This is a genomic window from Ferrimonas balearica (assembly GCF_019802055.1).
GTDB lineage: Bacteria > Pseudomonadota > Gammaproteobacteria > Enterobacterales > Shewanellaceae > Ferrimonas > Ferrimonas balearica_A.
Genome location: NZ_JAHVHW010000004.1, coordinates 408,908 through 426,089, shown reverse-complemented (window position 1 = coordinate 426,089; position 17,182 = coordinate 408,908). Strand labels below are relative to the sequence as shown.

Below are 17,182 nucleotides of genomic sequence, written 5' to 3'. Positions count from 1 at the left end.
CTTAGCCGGGCGTTGTTCGTTTGAGCGGGATTATTTATCCGGCTTGGGCGGATACTGCACCATGATGGCACCCACCGCTTCGTTGATCTTGGCGGTGCGCTCCTCCGGAGTTTTGTACTCACGAACCGTATCGGAGGCGCTGCCACGCCATACCAACTGTCGGCTCTCCGCATCCACAAAATCCACCAGCAGGGTGCCTACCTTGTATTCGCGAACCCGGGTGTCAGCATGAACACTCGCGCTGCCGTAGTAGGGGTAACGCCCGTAGGAGTAGGGGTGGTAACCGTAGCTGGTGTAGAAGGTGTCCACGTTAACCTTCTTCTCGGTCTGGGTCAGGTAGTTGACCAGCAGGTCTGCTTCATCGGCAGGGACTTCCGCAAAACCCAGTTCCAGCATCTTGCGACTGATCGCGGTGCGAATGCGCTGATCCGTCAGGCCATCAACATGGTACTGCTGGTTACCTGGTGTACTGCTGGGCGTCACCCAGCTCCAGGTTTTGTACTGACTGAAGTCAGTTTCCGGATTGAAGTCGGAGTCAGTAGTGATGGTGGCACAGCCGGTGAGCCACAGCGCCAAAGCAAGGGAAAACAGCTTCTTCATTGGTTTTTCACTTTTGTGTCGACGTCATTAACACTGACACTAACACAGTTTGATTGGTTCCGGCAGCGACTGCCTGAGCCGAAGCTGAACCGAACAGAAATTACCGAACTCAGCTGCTGATTTCGTGGCTGGACAACAGGTTGCGCAACTGGGCTTTGACCCGGCTGGGCTGGTCCTCCTGCACCATCAGGGTCTGGTTGAAATCCTGGCCGCTGGGACTCTGATGGTCCAGCAACAGCTCAAGGCCAGCCATTTTGGGGTGCCAGGCCATGCTGAGGGAAGCCACCGCATTCAGCGCGCAATCGGTGCCCGGCCGGTAATGCCAACGCTGCAGAAAGGGAAGGCCGAGGCGGCTTTGAATAGGAAGCGGTTCAATCTCCACACCTGAGTGCTCGAATCCGAGTTCCTCGAAGGCATCGAGAACGGCCTGTTGGGCGGCAGTGGGGACGATGCGGATCGTGTCCCGGTCGGTGGGATCGATCGCCTTGGGTATGTCCAGGCCGGTGTTGAGCCAGCTCTGGATGGGGCCCATACTGATGGGGGTAAACTCGGGAAGGGCCAGTTTAACCGGCAGCTCTACCACCGAGTGGGCTTTTAGCAGCATCCCTTCCGCCAGAGTGCAGTGAGCGATTTCAGCCTGCTCCTTGGCGTTGATTTTGCTGTGCACGGAGAAATGGATGCCATCAATGCGTTGATCCACCCGTCCGGCATAGAGCATCACCTTGGCATCAATGGTCTCGCCCGGCTGATACTCCTCTTTGCCCAGCAGCGTATCCACCCGCGCCGCGCCAATGCCCGCTGAAGAGAGCAGCCGTCCCATCCAAGTCATGTTTCCCCCTGTGTCCCAAGTGGGGGATTCTGGTAAACTGAACCCCCTCGTAAAAACGATCCTGCACTTTATGATCTCCAATAGCGACTCGCAACTGGTCTACAGTACCGACAAAGGCCGTATTCAGGCTGAGCCCGCCGCCGAAGTGGTGCCTCAGGGTGATGGCATCGTCCGCATCCAAATGGAGCGCAAGGGCCGAAAAGGCAAAGGCGCCATGGTCATCACCGGGCTTGGGCTGGACAGCAAGGCGCTGAAAGCCCTGGCGGGAGAGCTCAAGAAGAAGATGGGCTGCGGTGGCGCCGTCAAAGGCTTCGATATTGAGATCCAGGGCGATAACCGCGAAGCGGTGAAAGCGCTGCTGGAAAGCCGGGGTTACAAGGTCAAACTGGCCGGAGGGTAACCATGGAAAGTCTGAGTCATCATCTGCTGATTGCCATGCCTTCGCTGAAGGATCCCTTCTTTCAACGCTCCGTCACCTATCTGTGCAAACACGATGACGAAGGGGCGATGGGGCTGGTGATCAACCAGCCTATCGAACTGGAACTGGATGACCTGCTGCGCCAGATGAAGATCAAGGAGGAGGATTTTGTCCTGCCTGCGGGCTTCTGCAACCGGGTGATGGTGGGTGGTCCTGTGCTGCCGGATCGTGGCTTTGTGCTGCATTCTCCACTGCACGGTATGGCCTCCAGCCAGGTGCTTACCTCTGACCTGATGATCACCACTTCCAAGGATATCCTGTCGACTCTGGGCAGCCACGCTGGCCCGGCACAGTATATGGTGGCGTTGGGCTATGCGGGTTGGGACGCCGGACAACTGGAGCAGGAGCTGGCCAAAAACTCCTGGTTGACCATTCCGGCAGAGCTGGACCTGCTGTTTGATGTGCCGGTGGAGGAGCGCTGGAGCGAAGCGACCCGTCGCCTGGGTATCGATATCTGGCAGCTCTCCTCTGAGGTGGGCCACGCATGAGCACCATCATGGCCTTCGACTTCGGCAGCAAGAGTATCGGTGTGGCAGTGGGACAAACCATCACCGGGACTGCCAGCCCGCTGATGGGCATCAAAGCCCGTGACGGCATCCCCAACTGGGATGAGATTGCGGCGCTGATTAAGGAGTGGCAGCCGGATAAGCTGGTGGTGGGATTGCCCATCAATATGGATGGCACCGATCAGCACGTGACCCGTGCCGCCCGCAAGTTCGCCAATCGACTGTTTGGTCGTTTCGGGATCGAGACCCTGACCCAGGATGAGCGTCTCACCACGGTGGATGCACGAGCCCGTCTGTTTGAGGATGGTGGCTATCGGGCGCTGAAGAAGGATCAGGTGGATGCCCTGGCCGCGGCGCTGATCCTGGAGAGCTATTTCGAATCGCAGTACTGAAGCCGCGCTTCAGACAGCCATTAAAAAAAGGAAGCCGATTGGCTTCCTTTTCTTTTACCGGTTTACGCTCAGTGCAGTTTCAGCTCAGGACGCATCAGGCGTTGCAGGCCGTTCAGACCCATCAGGAACAGACCTTTCACCGGACCGTGCAGCGCAATCATATGGCGACGGTACAACGAGGTGTACACCAGACGCGCGACCTTACCCTCAACCGCAATGCCGCCGCCCATAAAGGACATCAGGTTGCCTACGGTGTGGAACTTGGACAGGTTCACCAGAGAGCCCAGGTCTTTGTACACATACTCTTTCAGCTCCGCATTCGGGTCGGCCATCAGACGCTGAATGTTGTCGCCAATCATCAGGGCCATCTGGCGGGCGGTCTGACCGCGGGGCGGGGTAAAACTGCCATCCGGTTGCGGGCAGGCGGCGCAGTCGCCAAAGGCGAAGATGCGGTCGTTGCTCGGCACCTGACAGTTGGGCTTCACCAGGATCTGGTTGGCCTTGTTGGTCTCCAGACCCAGGGTGGTCAGGAAGGGGTGGCCCATAACACCGGCGGACCAGATCATCAGATCGGAGGGCAGGAACTCTCCGTCGGCGGTTTGCATGCCACGCTCGGTCACTTCGGTGATGCGGGTGTGGGTTTTGACCACGACACCCAGCTTCTCCAGCTCCTCGGCAACCGCATTACAAATGCGGGGCTTCTCTACCCGGGGCAGAACGCGGTCAGCGGCCTCCACCAGAGTGACACGGAGCAGGTCTTCACTGATCTCGTAGCCGTAACCGCGCAAAGTGTCGGCGGCGTGGTGCATCTCTGCCGCCATCTCCACACCGGTGGCACCGGCGCCCACAATGGTGATTTCGAAGTGCTTGTGATCGTGGTTTTTGGCGTAGCGAAGGAAGCGGTTCAGGATCTTCTTACGCAGTCCCATGGCCTGTTCGGTCAGGTCGAGGAAGTCACAGTGCTCCTTCACGCCCGGAATGCCAAAATCATTGGTGATCGCGCCGACGCCCAACACCAGGTAGTCGTAATCGATGCGACGCTCCGGCAGCACCTCGATGCCTTTGTTGTCATAGATGGGCGCCAGGACGATCTGGTGATTCACCTGATCCAGTCCATGCAGGGTGCCTTGCTCAAAGCGATAGCCGTTCTGGGAAGCGTGAACCCGGTAATCCAGCGCATTCAGGCCTTCATCCAGACTGCCGGTTGCCAGTTCGTGGAGCAGGGGTTTCCAGATGTGGTGATCGGATTGATCCACCAGAGTGATCTGGGCTTTCCCCTTGCGCCCGAGCTTACGGCCCAGCTTGGTCACAATCTCCATACCGCCGGCACCGCCGCCGACGATCACGATGTTGGTCATAAGTTGACTCCAGGTATTTGAGACTGAAACGGCAATGCGCACCCTAACCATAGGCCGAAAGGCCCTGGGAGCCGAAATGGCGTCATCCTTGGGTTGGTGTGGCGTAATAGCAGCAGTCTAGCAATTGTGTAGTTTTCTTTCAAAATGACTTAATTGATATTGAGGCTATGAATTGGGGGTCTATCGCTTATTTGTAGGGGTTTTGTATTACTTTGTGTGATCGCCATTGTGAAATGGGGGCGATAAAATGAAATCTATTTTTGAAAGTTAATTACATTGTGTGATCGTGATGGTGGGTTCGCCGCCCGGGACCGACAAGAAATTTACGCGGATAATTTGAAAATGCCGCGCTAAAGCGCAAACCCTAAAAGAGTCGACGCCAGATCCAATCTTACGGCTCCCACTAATTGACAGCCTTGTCATTTCAAGCCGAAAAAATCTCAAATTTTCCTGTATAGCCAGCCTTCCAAATCCCCTAAAAATAGCCAGTCTGATGCGATTTTTGTGCGCAAGTGTATGATTTGCAACGGTTAAAAAAATATGGCTCAGATGTGGTGATCTGGCATTAATTTGTGTAAGTTAAGTTACATCCATGACAACGCTGTCATATGACATGGAAATCCAAGCGACAGAGATAACAAGAGCACGGAAGGGGATTCTGATGGGATCGGTTAAGTTCGAAAAACATCTGCTGGCGACGTCCATCGCCATGGTCTTGGGGGCGGGCACCTTGATGCCGGCTACCGCAATGGCCGAAGAAGCTGAAGCCAATGTTGAGCGTATTGAAGTGCGCGGTATTCGCGCCTCTCAACAGGCAAGCTTGAATGAAAAACGCTTTTCTAACAGCGTTGTGGATGCCATTACGGCAGAAGACATCGGGAAATTTCCCGATAAGAACGTAGCGGAATCCCTTCAGCGGATCCCCGGTGTCACCATTCAGCGCCAGTTTGGTGAGGGCGCTTCTGTGTCCATCCGTGGTGCTGGTGATGACCTGACTCTGACCACACTGAACGGTCAGAATGTTGCCTCCACGGGCTGGTTCGTACTTGAGCCCGCCAAGCGAAGCTTCAACTACGAGCTGCTGCCCTCCGAAATCGTGGGCGACCTGAAAGTCTACAAGAGCTCCCAGGCCGACCTGCTGGAAGGTGGCGTGGGTGGTACCGTTGAGGTGAACACCCGCAAGCCGCTGGACCTCGACAGCCTCAGCTTCTTCGCCTCCGCCGCGTCTCAGTACCAGTCCGACTCCGACACCTGGGATCCGCTGCTGTCCGCCCTGGGCAGCTGGAAGAACGATTCCGAAACCTTTGGTGTGATGGTGTCCGGCGTGATGCAGGATCGTAGCCTGCAGCGTCAGGGCAACGAAGCGTTCTGGGAGTGGGGCGCTGGCCCGGTCGCTTTCGAGCAGGAGCGTGAGCGCACTGCGCTGACCGCAACCTTCCAGTGGGCCCCGACCGATCGTCTGAACATCGTGGTGAACGCCATCGATATGGAGATGAAGGCCAACAACACCAACTACGCCCTGTGGCTGACCCAGGGTGACACCTCCTGGGCCGGTGCACCAGGTTCCGGTGCCTGGGATGATACCAGCTGGATCGGTGGCTGCGGTCTGTGTGGCGGCGATGCTCCCGGTGCCGGTTCCGGTACTCAGATCGCCGGTCCGCTGAATGTGGCCTACTACCAGGCGCGTCCCCGTGAGGCGACCATGAGCTCCGAGGTGTACGACCTGCAACTGGAGTACGCGGGCGACGGTTACCTGTTCGAGTTCCAGGTGGGTGATACCTCCTCCACCGGCGGTACTGACTTCGAGATGGTGGTTGACGACGGTACCGGCGGCACGCCGATCCCGGGTGGCAGCTACGACTTTACCGGTGGCAAGCAGACCTGGGACCTGAACGGGTTTGACACTGCGGCCTATGATCCGGGTTCCCTCAACATGGGCACCGGCTCCAACTTTAACCGCACCCCCAAGACGGATGACGAAACCTACGTTCAGGCCGACTTTGCCTTTGAGGTGGAACTGGGTGTGATCAACGAACTGAAGTTTGGTGCCCGTTATGCCAGCCATAACACCACGAGCCGTCGCTTCGACTACATCCAGGATCCGAACTTCAGCCCCTCCATCAGCACCGCTGACGTGAACGGTGGCCTGATTGATGTGGGTGTGGACAACTACCAGATTCTGCGTGTCAACGATGACGCTCTGAAGGCCTGGGCCCGCTCCAGCATCATCGGTCAAACCGAAGACCTGGGTTCCTACAGCGAGATTGATGAAGACAACTACGCCTTCTACGGTATGGCCAGCTACGATGCGGATGGCCTGCGTGGTAACTTCGGTCTCCGCTTTGTGGGTACTGATGCCACCTCCACCTACTATGTGGACGACGTGAAAGGTGAGACCAGCGCGGACTACACCGAAGTGCTGCCCAGCTTTAACGCGGCCTACGACCTAGCCGATGACATGATTCTGCGTTTCAGCGCGGCTCGCGTGATGGCGCGTCCTCAGTACGTTGATATGTACGTTAACCCGGACGTTCGTGGCGCCAACGATGATGTGCCGAATAACCAGTACTGGATTGTGGGTAATGTGGGTCTGAAGCCCTTTATCGCCAACCAGTATGATTTGGGTGTGGAGTGGTACTTTAACAGTGCCTCCATGGTGTCTGCGGCATACTTCCGTAAGGACGTTTCCAACTTCGTGACCATTCAGGAAAGCGGCCCCTACATGAACGGCGAAGCCGGCATCGACTTTGGCGGCGAACTGCGTCCTGATGAGCTGGAGTGGACCAAGCAGGAGAAGAGCAACGGCGAGTCTGCCACCATCGAAGGTCTGGAACTGCAATACCAGCAGGACTTCGATAACGGTCTGGGTGCCATCATTAACTACACCTACACCGATACCGATACCTCTCCGGAGACCTTTACCGACGGCAACCCGTTCCTGAGCAACAGCTCCAAGCACAGCTACAACGCAACCGGTTACTACGAGAACGACTGGCTGGAGGTTCGTCTCTCCTACGCCTGGCGTGACGAGTACATGATCCGTGAAACCGGTGCCTACGGTAACCGTCTGCACGATGCCTACGGCTCCTTGGATCTGTCTGCCCGCTGGCACGTAACCGACTACCTGGACATCACTCTGGATGCGGTCAACCTGACCGAAGAGAACTCCAAGCAGTTCGGTAACAACGCCTTCCAGACCGATCGCAGTGCCTTCACCAACGGCTTCCCGGCGTTCGAGTACCAGATGGCTCGCACCGTGGCCGTGGGCGCGGCGTTGCGCTTCTGATGAACTCGTGACAAGGTAGTGAACGGAAACAAAAGGGGAGTCTGACTCCCCTTTTTTATACCTCTAGAACAGTGGCTCACCACTGCATCGTCGTAATAAGGAAGTATTCACATGGAAGCCCAAATCGTACCGCTGCAAAAAGAGAAGCACGCCAACACCAAAATCAAGGACGATCCCGGCTTTGCCCACGTAAAGGACCAGCACATCGTGCCGGTTGTGGTGCACGAGTTTGTTCGCGCCAGCAATGATTTCCCCATCGTTTTTGTTAAGAACAACGAATCCGGGCAGTTCCGCGCCGTGGTGATGCTTGGATTCAAGCAGGGTGAAAACTACTTTGCCGGTTCGGCCTGGAAAGGGGTCTACATCCCTGCCGCCATCACCCACTACCCACTGGCTCTGGTGCCGGATATGCAGAACCCCGGTCAGTTGATGGTGGCGGTTAACGAAGCCAGTGATCGCGTCGGTGACGAGGAGGGTCATGCCCTGTTTGAAGCTGGTGAGCCTTCCGCTTTCCTTGAGCGCAAGAAGGAGAGCCTGGGACGCTTTATCGAATCGGACCAGATCACCCAGGCGTTCGTCACCAAACTGAACGAACTGGAGCTGTTGGAGAACCGTACCCTCAACCTGAAACTGCAGGGTGATGAGTACAACATCGGCGGCATCTACATGGTGAATGAGAAAGCGCTGAATGAGCTCTCGGATGAAGCGTTCGGCGAACTGCGTAAGCGTGGTTTCCTGCCGCTGGTTTACGCTCACCTGGCGTCTCTGCACCAGGTAAACCGTCTGGCTGACAAGAAGATCAACGGCTGACGGAGGGCGGCACTATGGCGCAGCAAGGGATCCGCCGCCTGATTGTGGTGGGTGGAGGAACCGCAGGCTGGCTGACGGCCAGCCATCTGGCCCGAAAGCATCGGGCCTGGGAAAACCCCGCCATCACAGTGACCCTGGTGGAGTCACCCAACATCCCCACCATCGGTGTGGGGGAGGGCACGGTGCCCACCATGCGCCAGACATTGCACTGGCTGGGGATCCGGGAAACCGACTTTATCCGCCAGTGCGATGTGACCTTTAAACAGAGCATCAAGTTTATCGACTGGCTGCGGGCACCGTCCGGCGGCCAGTCCCACGCCTATCACCACCTGTTTGATTACCCCGCCATTCAGGGGCTGGACCCGACCCCCTACTGGTGCCTCGACCCGGGTGAGCGCAGTTATGCCGATTCGGTATCGGTTCAGGCCCACCTTTGTGAGCAGGGTCTGGGCCCCAAGACCATGGTGCACCCGGAGTTTGGTGGTGTCACGGCGTACGCCTACCACCTGGATGCGGCCAAGTTTTCCGCCCTGCTGACCCGTCATGCCGTCGATAACCTAGGCGTCCAGCACTGTCTGGCGGAAGTCACCAAAGTGATTCCGGATGGCCATGGTGGGATTGCCGCTATCGAGACTGACGAGGCAGGCCGTCTGGAGGGTGACCTCTTTGTCGATTGCACCGGCTTCTCTGCCCTGCTGGCGGAGCAGACGCTTGGGGTGCCCTTTGTGGATAAGAGCGACGTGCTGTTTGTGGATTCGGCCCTGGCGATTCAGGTGCCCTACGAGCAACCTGATGCGCCCATCCCCTGCCATACCCTCTCCACGGCAACGGGATCCGGTTGGATCTGGGATATCGGGCTGACTCAGCGTCGGGGCGTTGGCCACGTCTACTCCAGTCGTCACTGCAGTGATGAAGAGGCGGAGCAGACGCTACGGGACTATCTGGGACCAGTCGCCGAGGGCCTGCCCTGTCGGAAGATCCCGATGCGGGTGGGGTACCGTGAGCGGGCCTGGAGTGGAAACTGTGTGGCGATCGGCCTCTCCGGAGGCTTTGTTGAGCCACTGGAAGCCACCGGCTTGCTGGTGTTTGATCTGACCGCCCGGATGTTGGCGGAACTGCTGCCGGCCGATAGGGAGGCAATGCCCGCGGTTGCTGAACGCTTTAACCAGCGGGTGCGTCACAGCTGGGACCGGGTGATCGACTTTATCAAGCTGCACTATGTGCTGTCGGAGCGGGATGATACGCCGTTCTGGCGGGATAACCGGGCGCCGGAGTCCATTCCGCAATCGCTGAAGGAGAACCTCGCCTATTGGCGTCAGCAACTGCCCAGCGCGTACGACTTCGCCAGCACCCTGTCGATCTTCAACCTGGAGAACTACCTCTACGTGCTTTACGGCATGGAGTTCGATACCCGCATCAGCCCGGAACGTCATCAGGATGGTGAAGCGGCCAGAGCGAAAATGGACAGATTGCAGCAGGAAGCGACCCGTTTGGCCGAGCAATTGATGCCGCATCGCCAACTGATAGAGCGGATACGGCAACACGGTTTGCAGAAGGTGTAAAAAAAGGCCCCCAACAGATGGGGGCCTTTTTGTTGTGCTCAGTTCAAAGCGCGAAGCGCGGCGGGATGAGGCAGGGTCTGCTCCAGCGCCATTTTGGCGCGGGCCTGGCACTGTTGCCGTACCGCCTGATGCTGCGCTTGCGAGCCCAGGGGTGGGAACTGCGGCCAGTGGCCCATGCCATACAGGACGAACCGGTAATTCTCGTCGGTGAACACGGTGGCGTAGCTGCCCGCCTGGTCCATAAACTCGCACACCTTGTGTTGCCACAGGGCCAGATCCTGCTCCAGCCGTGGACTGTGTTTGGCGCTCTGCGCCACCTGACGCCAGAACTCGGTGTCGTCGCGGTCGGTCAGGCAGTAATGCAGGATGATAAAGCGCTTGAGGTCATCGTAGATGCCGTTCATCAGGCGGCTGTAGGAGTCTTTAACGGGCTGCGCCACGTCGGCCCCATTCAGGTGGGTCGCCAGCAAGCGGACACTCAGATTGATCAGGTGCAGGCCGGTGGACTCCAGAGGTTCAATAAAGCCGCCGGAGAGGCCGATGGCGATGCAGTTACCGACCCAAAACGATTTCAGGCACCCAATCTTCATCTCAAGGTGGAGGGCCTTGCCCATATCCGCTGGCACACCCAGGTGTTGGCGCAACTCCGCTTCAGCCTGCGACCGGGTCAGGCGCTTACCATCATAGACATAGCCATTGCCGCGGCGCTCCTGCAGGTCAATCTCCCAAACCCAGCCATGGGGCAGAGCGGTGGCCTGGGTATAGGGGCGGGGTGTTGCATCACCTGGGTAGGGCAGCTGCAGCGCAACGGCTTTATTGCAGGGCAGGGCGTCTTCGAAGCTTTGCCAATTGTCAGTTTTCAGCTGACGCATCAACAGACTGCGGAATCCGGTACAGTCGATAAAAATGTCCGATTCAAAACGGGCACCGCCGCAGTGGATTGCCTGGATGCGTTCGCCATCCAGCTCAATCTTATCGACGGTACCTAGCCGGTGCTCCACACCCGCTTCCACCGCCTTGCGACGCAGGTAGCGCCCCAGCCGAACCGCATCGAGATGGTAGCCGTAAGGCACGATCCCCTGATAGGGGCCAGATGTGGGGCTCTTGGGACTGTGGCCCGCGTTCGCCAGCGTGGTGGAGAGGCAGCCCAATTCGTCATAGCGCTCCCCTTGTGGACGATCACTGCTGAACCAGCTGGTGGCCATATCAAAGGGGCCGGGTGAGCGTTGCTCCTCAAAGGGGTGGAAGTACTCGTGCATCTTGCCATCCACCGGCTTCTTCCAGTTGCGGAAGCGGATGCCGGTTTTGTAGGTGGCCCCGGTTTCCCGCATCAGCTCTGCCTCATCAAGCCCCATGGCGGCGAAGAAGAAGCGGATGCTGTGGACCGTCGCTTCGCCCACGCCGATGGTGCCGATGTCCTCACTCTCAATCAGGGTGATGGCGGTGCGTTTCTCACCGCTGTTGTAATAGCGGTTGAGGTAGAGTGCGGTCATCCAGCCTGCGCTGCCACCGCCAACAATGGTGATCCGGGAAAGAGGAGTTTTCATGGTGCCATCCTTGCGTTTTCAGGTCAGCCAATCAGGCCGACAAAGAGGATCCAACAGGCAAAAAATCGCTTCAGCTGTACTGGTGACATCAGCGTGGCCAGGCGGCGGGCCAGCACCCCACCAACAACGGCAGCCGGGCCCGCAAACAGCACAATCTGCCAGATGATGGGGGCGCCTTGGATCAGGTTGAGCCCGGTGGCAAACCAGACCGTAGCGGCAGACACCATCACACCGGCTGCCACCGCCAGAGCACTGTGACAACCCAGCAAAATCAGCAGAATCACCAGCAACTCGCCGACGCCCACTGAGAGCCAGGCGGTAATGACGCCGCCTACGATCCCCAGCAACACCAGTGCGCCATACCAGCCCCGGCCAAGATGTTGCCGTGGCTCCGAGGTGACCGTACGGAAGGAGAGCAGCAGGATCACAGCGCCCAGAGTCATGGAGAAGTGGCTGAACAGGGTGTGCAGTTCCGCCGGAGGGGGCAGGGCTCTTCCCAGCAGGATGCCCGGCAGGGTGCCGAGCAGTGTGAATCCAAGGACCGGTTTTAAGGGCCGCCAGATGCCGCGTTCAGCACTCCCTCCGTCCCGCCGGGAAAATCGGTGCCAGGCCAGCGCGCCCGCAGTCATGCCGAAGCACTGGATGCCGAACGAGGACGCGACCGCTTGCTCCGGAGTCAGTCCAAGCTTTGCGAACGCCGGGATAAACACCACCCCTCCGCCTGCGCCGGTACTGTTGGCCACGATCGCCCCCAGTAACCCCAGCAGACTGAAATGACCGTAATCCGTCACCAGAGGCACCGCGTTGGCCAGGAGCACCACAGCAGCACCGACCAGCAGAATCGAACTGGGCCACAAAATCGGTCTGACTGGAGAGAGGCTGCGGGTCTTCATGTGTCGGGATTGTGCTTGCATCGTAATGTGGGTGTTATTGCCGTAAGCTACCACCGATTGACAGCGTTGTCAGGCTATTGGCCAGGCTTCCCCTGCCACACCGGGAAAAAAAGTGAATCTCGCTATGGACAGAGAATGACAGCGTTGTCATGATGTAATGAATTTGTAGTTTTGCATTTGGGTTCTCCCAATGTTTGGCCTGCCGGGCAGTGGCGATCTCCCCCTAAAAGGTGCCGTTGAATTTTTGCCTTGCCACTCCCTCGGTCCAGGCGTCCGCTGGTCGCTCTTTCGTCTCGACGACCAGTGTTTTTTATTCTGACAGGCCGCGCCAAGTGGCCGAGCATCGACAAGGAAGGGAGTATGCGAGCAGCCTTGCCTCTGGCGTTGATGGTGCTGGCGGGATGCCAGCAGGGGGGCGCAGCCCCGAACGCCGCACTGGATCAGGACACCCTGAATCAACTGGCCAACGAACTGAAGGTCACGCACCGGGTGGTGGACAACCGTCCTGGGCCTCATTGCCGTGAGGACAAAGGTGACGGTTCCTGTTACCGGGCTGAGATTGTGCTGCAGACCGGCGAAACCCCACTGCCCGCCAGTGGCTGGGAACTGCGCTTCAGTCAGGTTTCCTATGTTCAGGGCAGCACCGGCCCGCTGGCCATCGAGCACATCAATGGCGACCTCCACCGCATGGTGCCGCAGGAGGCGTTTGCCGGAGTGGGCCCGCAGCAAACTCAGGTGGTGCCCTATACCGCCAATTTTTGGAGCGTCTCCAACTCCGACCCCATGCCCAACTACTACCTGGTGGCAGAGGGGCTGGAGCCGGTAGTTATCAACAGCACCCGCGAAGTTCGTGACCCGGAAACCGGGCTGTGGACCCTGCCTTTTGTCGAGCCTCTGACCGACCTTGAAAGCCAACTGAAACGCACCGCGGACGACAATACCCCTCAGGCGACCCCCGGCCAACTCTTTACCGATAACGCCGCATTGGCGGCTGCCGAGTCCGCGCTGCCGGAGGCGGGCCTGATCCCGACCCCCCGCTCCCTGACACTGACGGAAGAAGCGCCGCTGAACTGGTCTGTGGGTTACACCCTGGGCGGTCAGGCCTTCGATGGGCTGGACAGCGCATGGGAGCGGTTGGCGAGCCTGGGCTTTCTGGTGGCCCGTGACGGGGTTGAGCTCACTCTGAAGCGGGTGGATGGTCTGCCTGATGAGGGCTACCGTCTGAATGTCAGCGGCAACGGCATCCTGGTGGAAGCCAGCACCGACAGTGGCGCCTTCTACGGGCTGCAATCCCTGGCTGGACTGATCCGCTTTGGTGAGGAGACCCTGCCCGCACTGACCATCGAAGATGCCCCCCGATACGACTACCGTGGCATGCACCTGGACCTCTCCCGTAACTTCCCGGGTGAAGCGGTGGTGTACAAAATCGTTGATCAGATGGCGGCGTATAAGCTCAACAAGCTGCATCTGCATCTGGCGGATGATGAGGGGTGGCGACTGGCGATCCCCGGTCTGCCGGAGCTGACCGAGATCGGCTCCCGCCGCTGTGCCGAAGCCGACGAGCGGGACTGTTTGCTGCCACAGTTGGGCTCTGGCGTTGACTCCAGTGCAGAAGTAAATGGTTACTTCAGCCGCGACGAATACATTGACCTGCTGCGTTATGCCGCTGCCCGCCACATTGAAGTGATCCCCTCGCTGGATATGCCCGGCCACAGTCGTGCTGCAGTGCGCGCCATGGCAGAGCGTCATCGTCGTCTGATGGCAGAGGGGCGCACCGAGGAAGCTGGAAAGTACCTGCTGTCCGATCTGGAGGATGCACCGGAATACCTGTCGGTGCAGTACTACACCGACAACACCATCAACCCCTGTCTCGACTCCAGCTACACCTTCCTGGGCAAGGTGCTGGATGAGGTGCAGGCGATGCATCAGGAGGCGGGCACACCACTGAACCTGTATCACATCGGTGCAGACGAAACCGCCGGTGCCTGGGAGCACTCGCCGCGCTGCGAGGCGTTGATCGCCTCCGAAGTGGACCTGCACGATACCGAAGACCTGTTGGGTTACTTTATCCGCCGGGTCGTGGACATGCTGGCTCAGCGCGGTATCCGTGCCGGTGGCTGGAGCGATGGTCTGCTGGAGTCCAAGGAGCAACTCTCCGTTCCTGTCACCTCCTACAGCTGGGATCTGCTGGCCTGGGGTGGGCACAACAAAACTCATGAACAGCTCAGCCGTGGCTGGGATGTGGTGCTCTCCAGCCCGGATGCCCTCTACTTCGATTTCCCCTACGAGGCTGACGCCAACGAAGGGGGCTACTACTGGGGCGCCCGCGCCATCAATACCCACAAGATCTTCACCCTGATGCCGGACAACCTGCCCGCCCATGCGGAGATCTGGCGCGACCGTCAGGGCAACCCTTATGAGGCAGTGGATACCGAATTCCCTCTCAAAGGGGAGCGGATCCGGGGTATTCAGGGGCAGTTCTGGAGTGAGACCGTACGCCACGCGGATGTGGTGGAGTACAAGCTGTTCCCCCGCCTGCTGGCACTGGCGGAGCGGGCCTGGCACCGGGCGGACTGGGAACTGGCCTATGTCCCCGGTCGCACCTTCAATCCCCAGAGCGACTTCTTCCAGGCGGAAGCGGAGCGTCTGGCAGACTGGCAGCGATTTGCCGCACTGGTAGGGCAGCAGGAGCTGGCCAAGCTGGACAAAGCCGGCATCGGCTATCGTATTCCCACTGCGGGTGGCCAGATTGAAGATGGCACTCTGAACCTGAATCTTATCTATCCCGGCCTGGCTCTGGAGTACCGAATGGCGGAGGGCGATTGGCAGCCCTACCTGCAACCGGTTGATGTCAAAGGGCAAGTGGAGATCCGTGCCCGTTCCGCCAATGGTGAGCGCCCGGGTCGCAGTCTCTGGCTCGGTGCCGGGATTGAGGAAAATGGGGTGGACAACAAATGACAGCGTTGTCATTATCGGACAATTACGAGCCATCGACCGGCCAAAGCGAACAGGAGAACCCGATGTTGGCGAGCTTGGACAGTCCCCTGCTGCTGGGGATCGATGGTGGTGGCAGCAAGTGCCGCGCCATTCTCTTCCACCCCAGCAAAGGGGTGATGGGCACCGGTTTGTCCGGTGCCGCCAACCCGGTGAACGGGATGGAAGCCGCCCGCGAGGCGATCGTGGATGCCTGCGTCCAGGCCCTGGAAGCAGCGGGCCTGAGTGCCGAACAGTTGGGCGAGTGTGTGGCGGGCGCCGGTCTTGCCGGTGTCAATCTGCCCTCCTGCTTCGCGGCGATGAACGCCTGGCAGCACCCCTTTGCGGCGCTGCATCTGACCACCGATCTTCATATTGCCTGCCTGGGGGCGCATGGTCGCCAGGATGGCGCCATCATGATTACCGGAACCGGTTCCTGCGGCTTTCTCGACCTGGCTGGCAAACAGACCATCGTCGGTGGCCACGGCTTCCCCCAAGGGGACAAGGGCAGCGGTGCCTGGTATGGGCTGATGGCCGTCCAGCATGCACTGGAAGCCAGCGATGGGCTGGCTCCCGCCACCGCAATGGGCGCCGGACTGGCCCGGGCGCTGGGTTCTCAGGAGCCTCTGTCCTGGGTGGAGCAACTGGCTGGCCAGCGTTCCACCGCCTACGCCCGTTTGGCTGCGGTCGTGTTTGAAGCGGCAGAGCAGGGCGACCCGGAAGCCCTGGCCATTCGCGCCGAGGGTGCCGACTACATCAACCGTCTGGCGCGTCAGCTGCTGGACGCCGGGGCGCCGCGCCTCTCCCTGCTGGGGGGACTGGGCCCTCTGGTGATTCCCCACCTGAGTCCGGAGGTGCAGGAGGCGCTGTCTCCCGCCCAGGCGACGCCCGAGATGGGCGCGGTATTTTTCGCCCAGGATCAGCGCCGCGCCGGCGCACGTAAGGAGCAAGGATAATGAGCAGCATTATGGAGCGTGAGGCGCTGGAAGCCTCCGCACGAGTACAAGATCAACTGGGCCATAATGGCGCCGTACTGCAGCAGCTTGGCGCGCAACTGCGTGCCACGCCCCCCAAGTTTGTGATGTGGGTGGGACGGGGCAGCTCCGATCACGCCGGTGTGTTCGCCAAGTACCTGATTGAGATTGAGATGGGGATCCCCACCTTTGCCTCTGCCCCCTCCATCGCCAGCATCTATGGCCGTCCTTTGCAGCTGGAAGGGGCACTGGTTCTGGTTATCTCCCAGTCTGGCCGCAGCCCGGACATCCTGGCCCAGGCCCGCATGGCCAAAGCGAACGGCGCCCGGGTTGTGGCGCTGGTCAACGACGAGCAATCCCCTCTGGCGGCGCTGGCGGATTTTGTTCTGCCGCTGCGCGCCGGTGAAGAGAAGGCGGTGGCCGCCACCAAGAGCTATCTGGCGACCCTGAGCGCCCTGCTGCATCTGGTTGCGGCCTGGGGTGGCCGTCGTGAGCTGGCCGAAGCGATGGACCATCTGCCCGCATCACTCGACGCTGCTGCTCAGGCACCGGTTCAGCTGACTGCCGAACCGCTGGCACAGGTGAAAAACCTGGTGGTGTTGGGCCGCGGCCTGGGTTACGCCATCGCCAAAGAGATCGCCCTGAAGCTGAAAGAGGTGTGTGGGATCCACGCCGAGGCGTTCTCCAGCGCAGAGTTCCTGCATGGGCCGGTGACTCTGGTGGAGCAGGAGTTGACCATCCTGGAGCTGGATATCGATGATGAATCCGCTGCGGCGCACCGTGAGCAGATGGCGGAGATTGCCAGCCGTGGCGCCAACGTGATTAAGATGCACCAGGTGGGCCAGCCCCATCCCCGTCTGGCGCCCCTGACCCTGATGCAGCGTTTCTACCTGGACGTAGAAAAAGTGGCTCTGGCCCGAGGCATCGATCCGGATAACCCGAAGGGACTGAAAAAAGTCACTCAAACCCTGTGA

At 59.4% G+C, this 17,182-nt stretch carries 14 protein-coding genes; 9 read left to right on the top strand and 5 right to left on the bottom strand.

All coding sequences use genetic code 11. The annotated features are described in order from the left end of the window. Positions 1-30 precede the first annotated feature (30 nt). Positions 31-600: a DUF4136 domain-containing protein gene (locus tag KUV52_RS02825; RefSeq protein ID WP_222524405.1), complete on the bottom strand. Its 570-nt coding sequence runs from the start codon at positions 598-600 to the stop codon at positions 31-33. 109 nt (positions 601-709) lie between these two features. Further along, entirely contained in the window at positions 710-1,429 is a 720-nt protein-coding gene (locus KUV52_RS02820; protein WP_222524404.1) for a sporulation protein, read from the bottom strand. Positions 1,430-1,499: 70 nt separating this feature from the next. On the opposite strand from KUV52_RS02820, the gene yciH reads away from it, so the two are divergent. From yciH to ruvX, 3 genes are read left to right on the top strand one after another with little or no spacing between them, the layout of a single operon-like run. Continuing rightward, entirely contained in the window at positions 1,500-1,829 is a 330-nt protein-coding gene (gene yciH / locus KUV52_RS02815; protein WP_222524403.1) for a stress response translation initiation inhibitor YciH, read from the top strand. Between the two features lie 2 nt (positions 1,830-1,831). Continuing rightward, complete coding sequence (locus tag KUV52_RS02810; protein ID WP_222524402.1) at positions 1,832-2,395, top strand: YqgE/AlgH family protein; 564 nt, start codon at positions 1,832-1,834, stop codon at positions 2,393-2,395. Next, positions 2,392-2,805, top strand: coding sequence for a Holliday junction resolvase RuvX (gene ruvX / locus KUV52_RS02805; protein ID WP_222524401.1), 414 nt, complete (start codon positions 2,392-2,394; stop codon positions 2,803-2,805). The genes KUV52_RS02810 and ruvX overlap by 4 nt, the downstream gene beginning before the upstream one ends. A gap of 68 nt (positions 2,806-2,873) precedes the next feature. Here ruvX and KUV52_RS02800 read toward each other — a convergent pair whose 3' ends face one another. Then, on the bottom strand, positions 2,874-4,163 hold the full coding sequence (locus KUV52_RS02800; RefSeq protein WP_222524400.1) for an NAD(P)/FAD-dependent oxidoreductase: 1,290 nt from the start codon (positions 4,161-4,163) through the stop codon (positions 2,874-2,876). A 661-nt stretch (positions 4,164-4,824) separates the two neighbouring features. Between KUV52_RS02800 and KUV52_RS02795 the strand changes: the two genes are divergently transcribed. From KUV52_RS02795 to KUV52_RS02785, 3 genes are all read left to right on the top strand, one after another. After that, a complete protein-coding gene (locus tag KUV52_RS02795; protein ID WP_222524399.1) occupies positions 4,825-7,449 on the top strand; it encodes a TonB-dependent receptor in 2,625 nt (874 codons plus the stop codon). Between the two features lie 111 nt (positions 7,450-7,560). After that, positions 7,561-8,259 carry a SapC family protein gene (locus tag KUV52_RS02790; RefSeq protein WP_222524398.1) on the top strand — a complete coding sequence of 233 codons (699 nt, stop codon included), beginning with the start codon at positions 7,561-7,563 and terminating at the stop codon, positions 8,257-8,259. A gap of 14 nt (positions 8,260-8,273) precedes the next feature. Then, positions 8,274-9,821: a tryptophan halogenase family protein gene (locus KUV52_RS02785; RefSeq protein WP_222524397.1), complete on the top strand. Its 1,548-nt coding sequence runs from the start codon at positions 8,274-8,276 to the stop codon at positions 9,819-9,821. Between the two features lie 38 nt (positions 9,822-9,859). Here KUV52_RS02785 and KUV52_RS02780 read toward each other — a convergent pair whose 3' ends face one another. Together KUV52_RS02780 and KUV52_RS02775 are read right to left on the bottom strand one after the other, a co-directional pair. Next, entirely contained in the window at positions 9,860-11,368 is a 1,509-nt protein-coding gene (locus KUV52_RS02780; protein ID WP_222524396.1) for a tryptophan halogenase family protein, read from the bottom strand. 23 nt (positions 11,369-11,391) lie between these two features. Then, positions 11,392-12,261, bottom strand: coding sequence for a sulfite exporter TauE/SafE family protein (locus tag KUV52_RS02775; protein ID WP_222524395.1), 870 nt, complete (start codon positions 12,259-12,261; stop codon positions 11,392-11,394). Between the two features lie 360 nt (positions 12,262-12,621). On the opposite strand from KUV52_RS02775, the gene KUV52_RS02770 reads away from it, so the two are divergent. From KUV52_RS02770 to nagB-II, 3 genes are all read left to right on the top strand, one after another. Beyond that, positions 12,622-15,219, top strand: a complete 2,598-nt coding sequence (locus tag KUV52_RS02770) for a family 20 glycosylhydrolase (protein WP_222524394.1) — start codon at positions 12,622-12,624, stop codon at positions 15,217-15,219. 62 nt (positions 15,220-15,281) lie between these two features. Next, a complete protein-coding gene (gene nagK / locus KUV52_RS02765) occupies positions 15,282-16,190 on the top strand; it encodes an N-acetylglucosamine kinase (RefSeq protein WP_222524393.1) in 909 nt (302 codons plus the stop codon). Further along, positions 16,187-17,182 carry a glucosamine-6-phosphate deaminase NagB-II gene (gene nagB-II, locus KUV52_RS02760; RefSeq protein ID WP_222524764.1) on the top strand — a complete coding sequence of 332 codons (996 nt, stop codon included), beginning with the start codon at positions 16,187-16,189 and terminating at the stop codon, positions 17,180-17,182. The genes nagK and nagB-II overlap by 4 nt, the downstream gene beginning before the upstream one ends.

What these genes read in the sequence shown, in the direction of transcription:
- KUV52_RS02785 (WP_222524397.1), top strand. Translation starts at nt 8,274, where the DNA reads ATGGCGCAGCAAGGGATCCGCCGCCTGATTGTGGTGGGTGGAGGAACC.
- yciH (WP_222524403.1), top strand. Translation starts at nt 1,500, where the DNA reads ATGATCTCCAATAGCGACTCGCAACTGGTCTACAGTACCGACAAAGGC.
- ruvX (WP_222524401.1), top strand. Translation starts at nt 2,392, where the DNA reads ATGAGCACCATCATGGCCTTCGACTTCGGCAGCAAGAGTATCGGTGTG.
- KUV52_RS02800 (WP_222524400.1), bottom strand. Translation starts at nt 4,163, where the DNA reads ATGACCAACATCGTGATCGTCGGCGGCGGTGCCGGCGGTATGGAGATT.
- KUV52_RS02810 (WP_222524402.1), top strand. Translation starts at nt 1,832, where the DNA reads ATGGAAAGTCTGAGTCATCATCTGCTGATTGCCATGCCTTCGCTGAAG.
- KUV52_RS02825 (WP_222524405.1), bottom strand. Translation starts at nt 600, where the DNA reads ATGAAGAAGCTGTTTTCCCTTGCTTTGGCGCTGTGGCTCACCGGCTGT.
- KUV52_RS02820 (WP_222524404.1), bottom strand. Translation starts at nt 1,429, where the DNA reads ATGACTTGGATGGGACGGCTGCTCTCTTCAGCGGGCATTGGCGCGGCG.
- KUV52_RS02775 (WP_222524395.1), bottom strand. Translation starts at nt 12,261, where the DNA reads ATGAAGACCCGCAGCCTCTCTCCAGTCAGACCGATTTTGTGGCCCAGT.
- KUV52_RS02770 (WP_222524394.1), top strand. Translation starts at nt 12,622, where the DNA reads ATGCGAGCAGCCTTGCCTCTGGCGTTGATGGTGCTGGCGGGATGCCAG.
- KUV52_RS02790 (WP_222524398.1), top strand. Translation starts at nt 7,561, where the DNA reads ATGGAAGCCCAAATCGTACCGCTGCAAAAAGAGAAGCACGCCAACACC.
- nagK (WP_222524393.1), top strand. Translation starts at nt 15,282, where the DNA reads ATGTTGGCGAGCTTGGACAGTCCCCTGCTGCTGGGGATCGATGGTGGT.
- KUV52_RS02780 (WP_222524396.1), bottom strand. Translation starts at nt 11,368, where the DNA reads ATGAAAACTCCTCTTTCCCGGATCACCATTGTTGGCGGTGGCAGCGCA.
- KUV52_RS02795 (WP_222524399.1), top strand. Translation starts at nt 4,825, where the DNA reads ATGGGATCGGTTAAGTTCGAAAAACATCTGCTGGCGACGTCCATCGCC.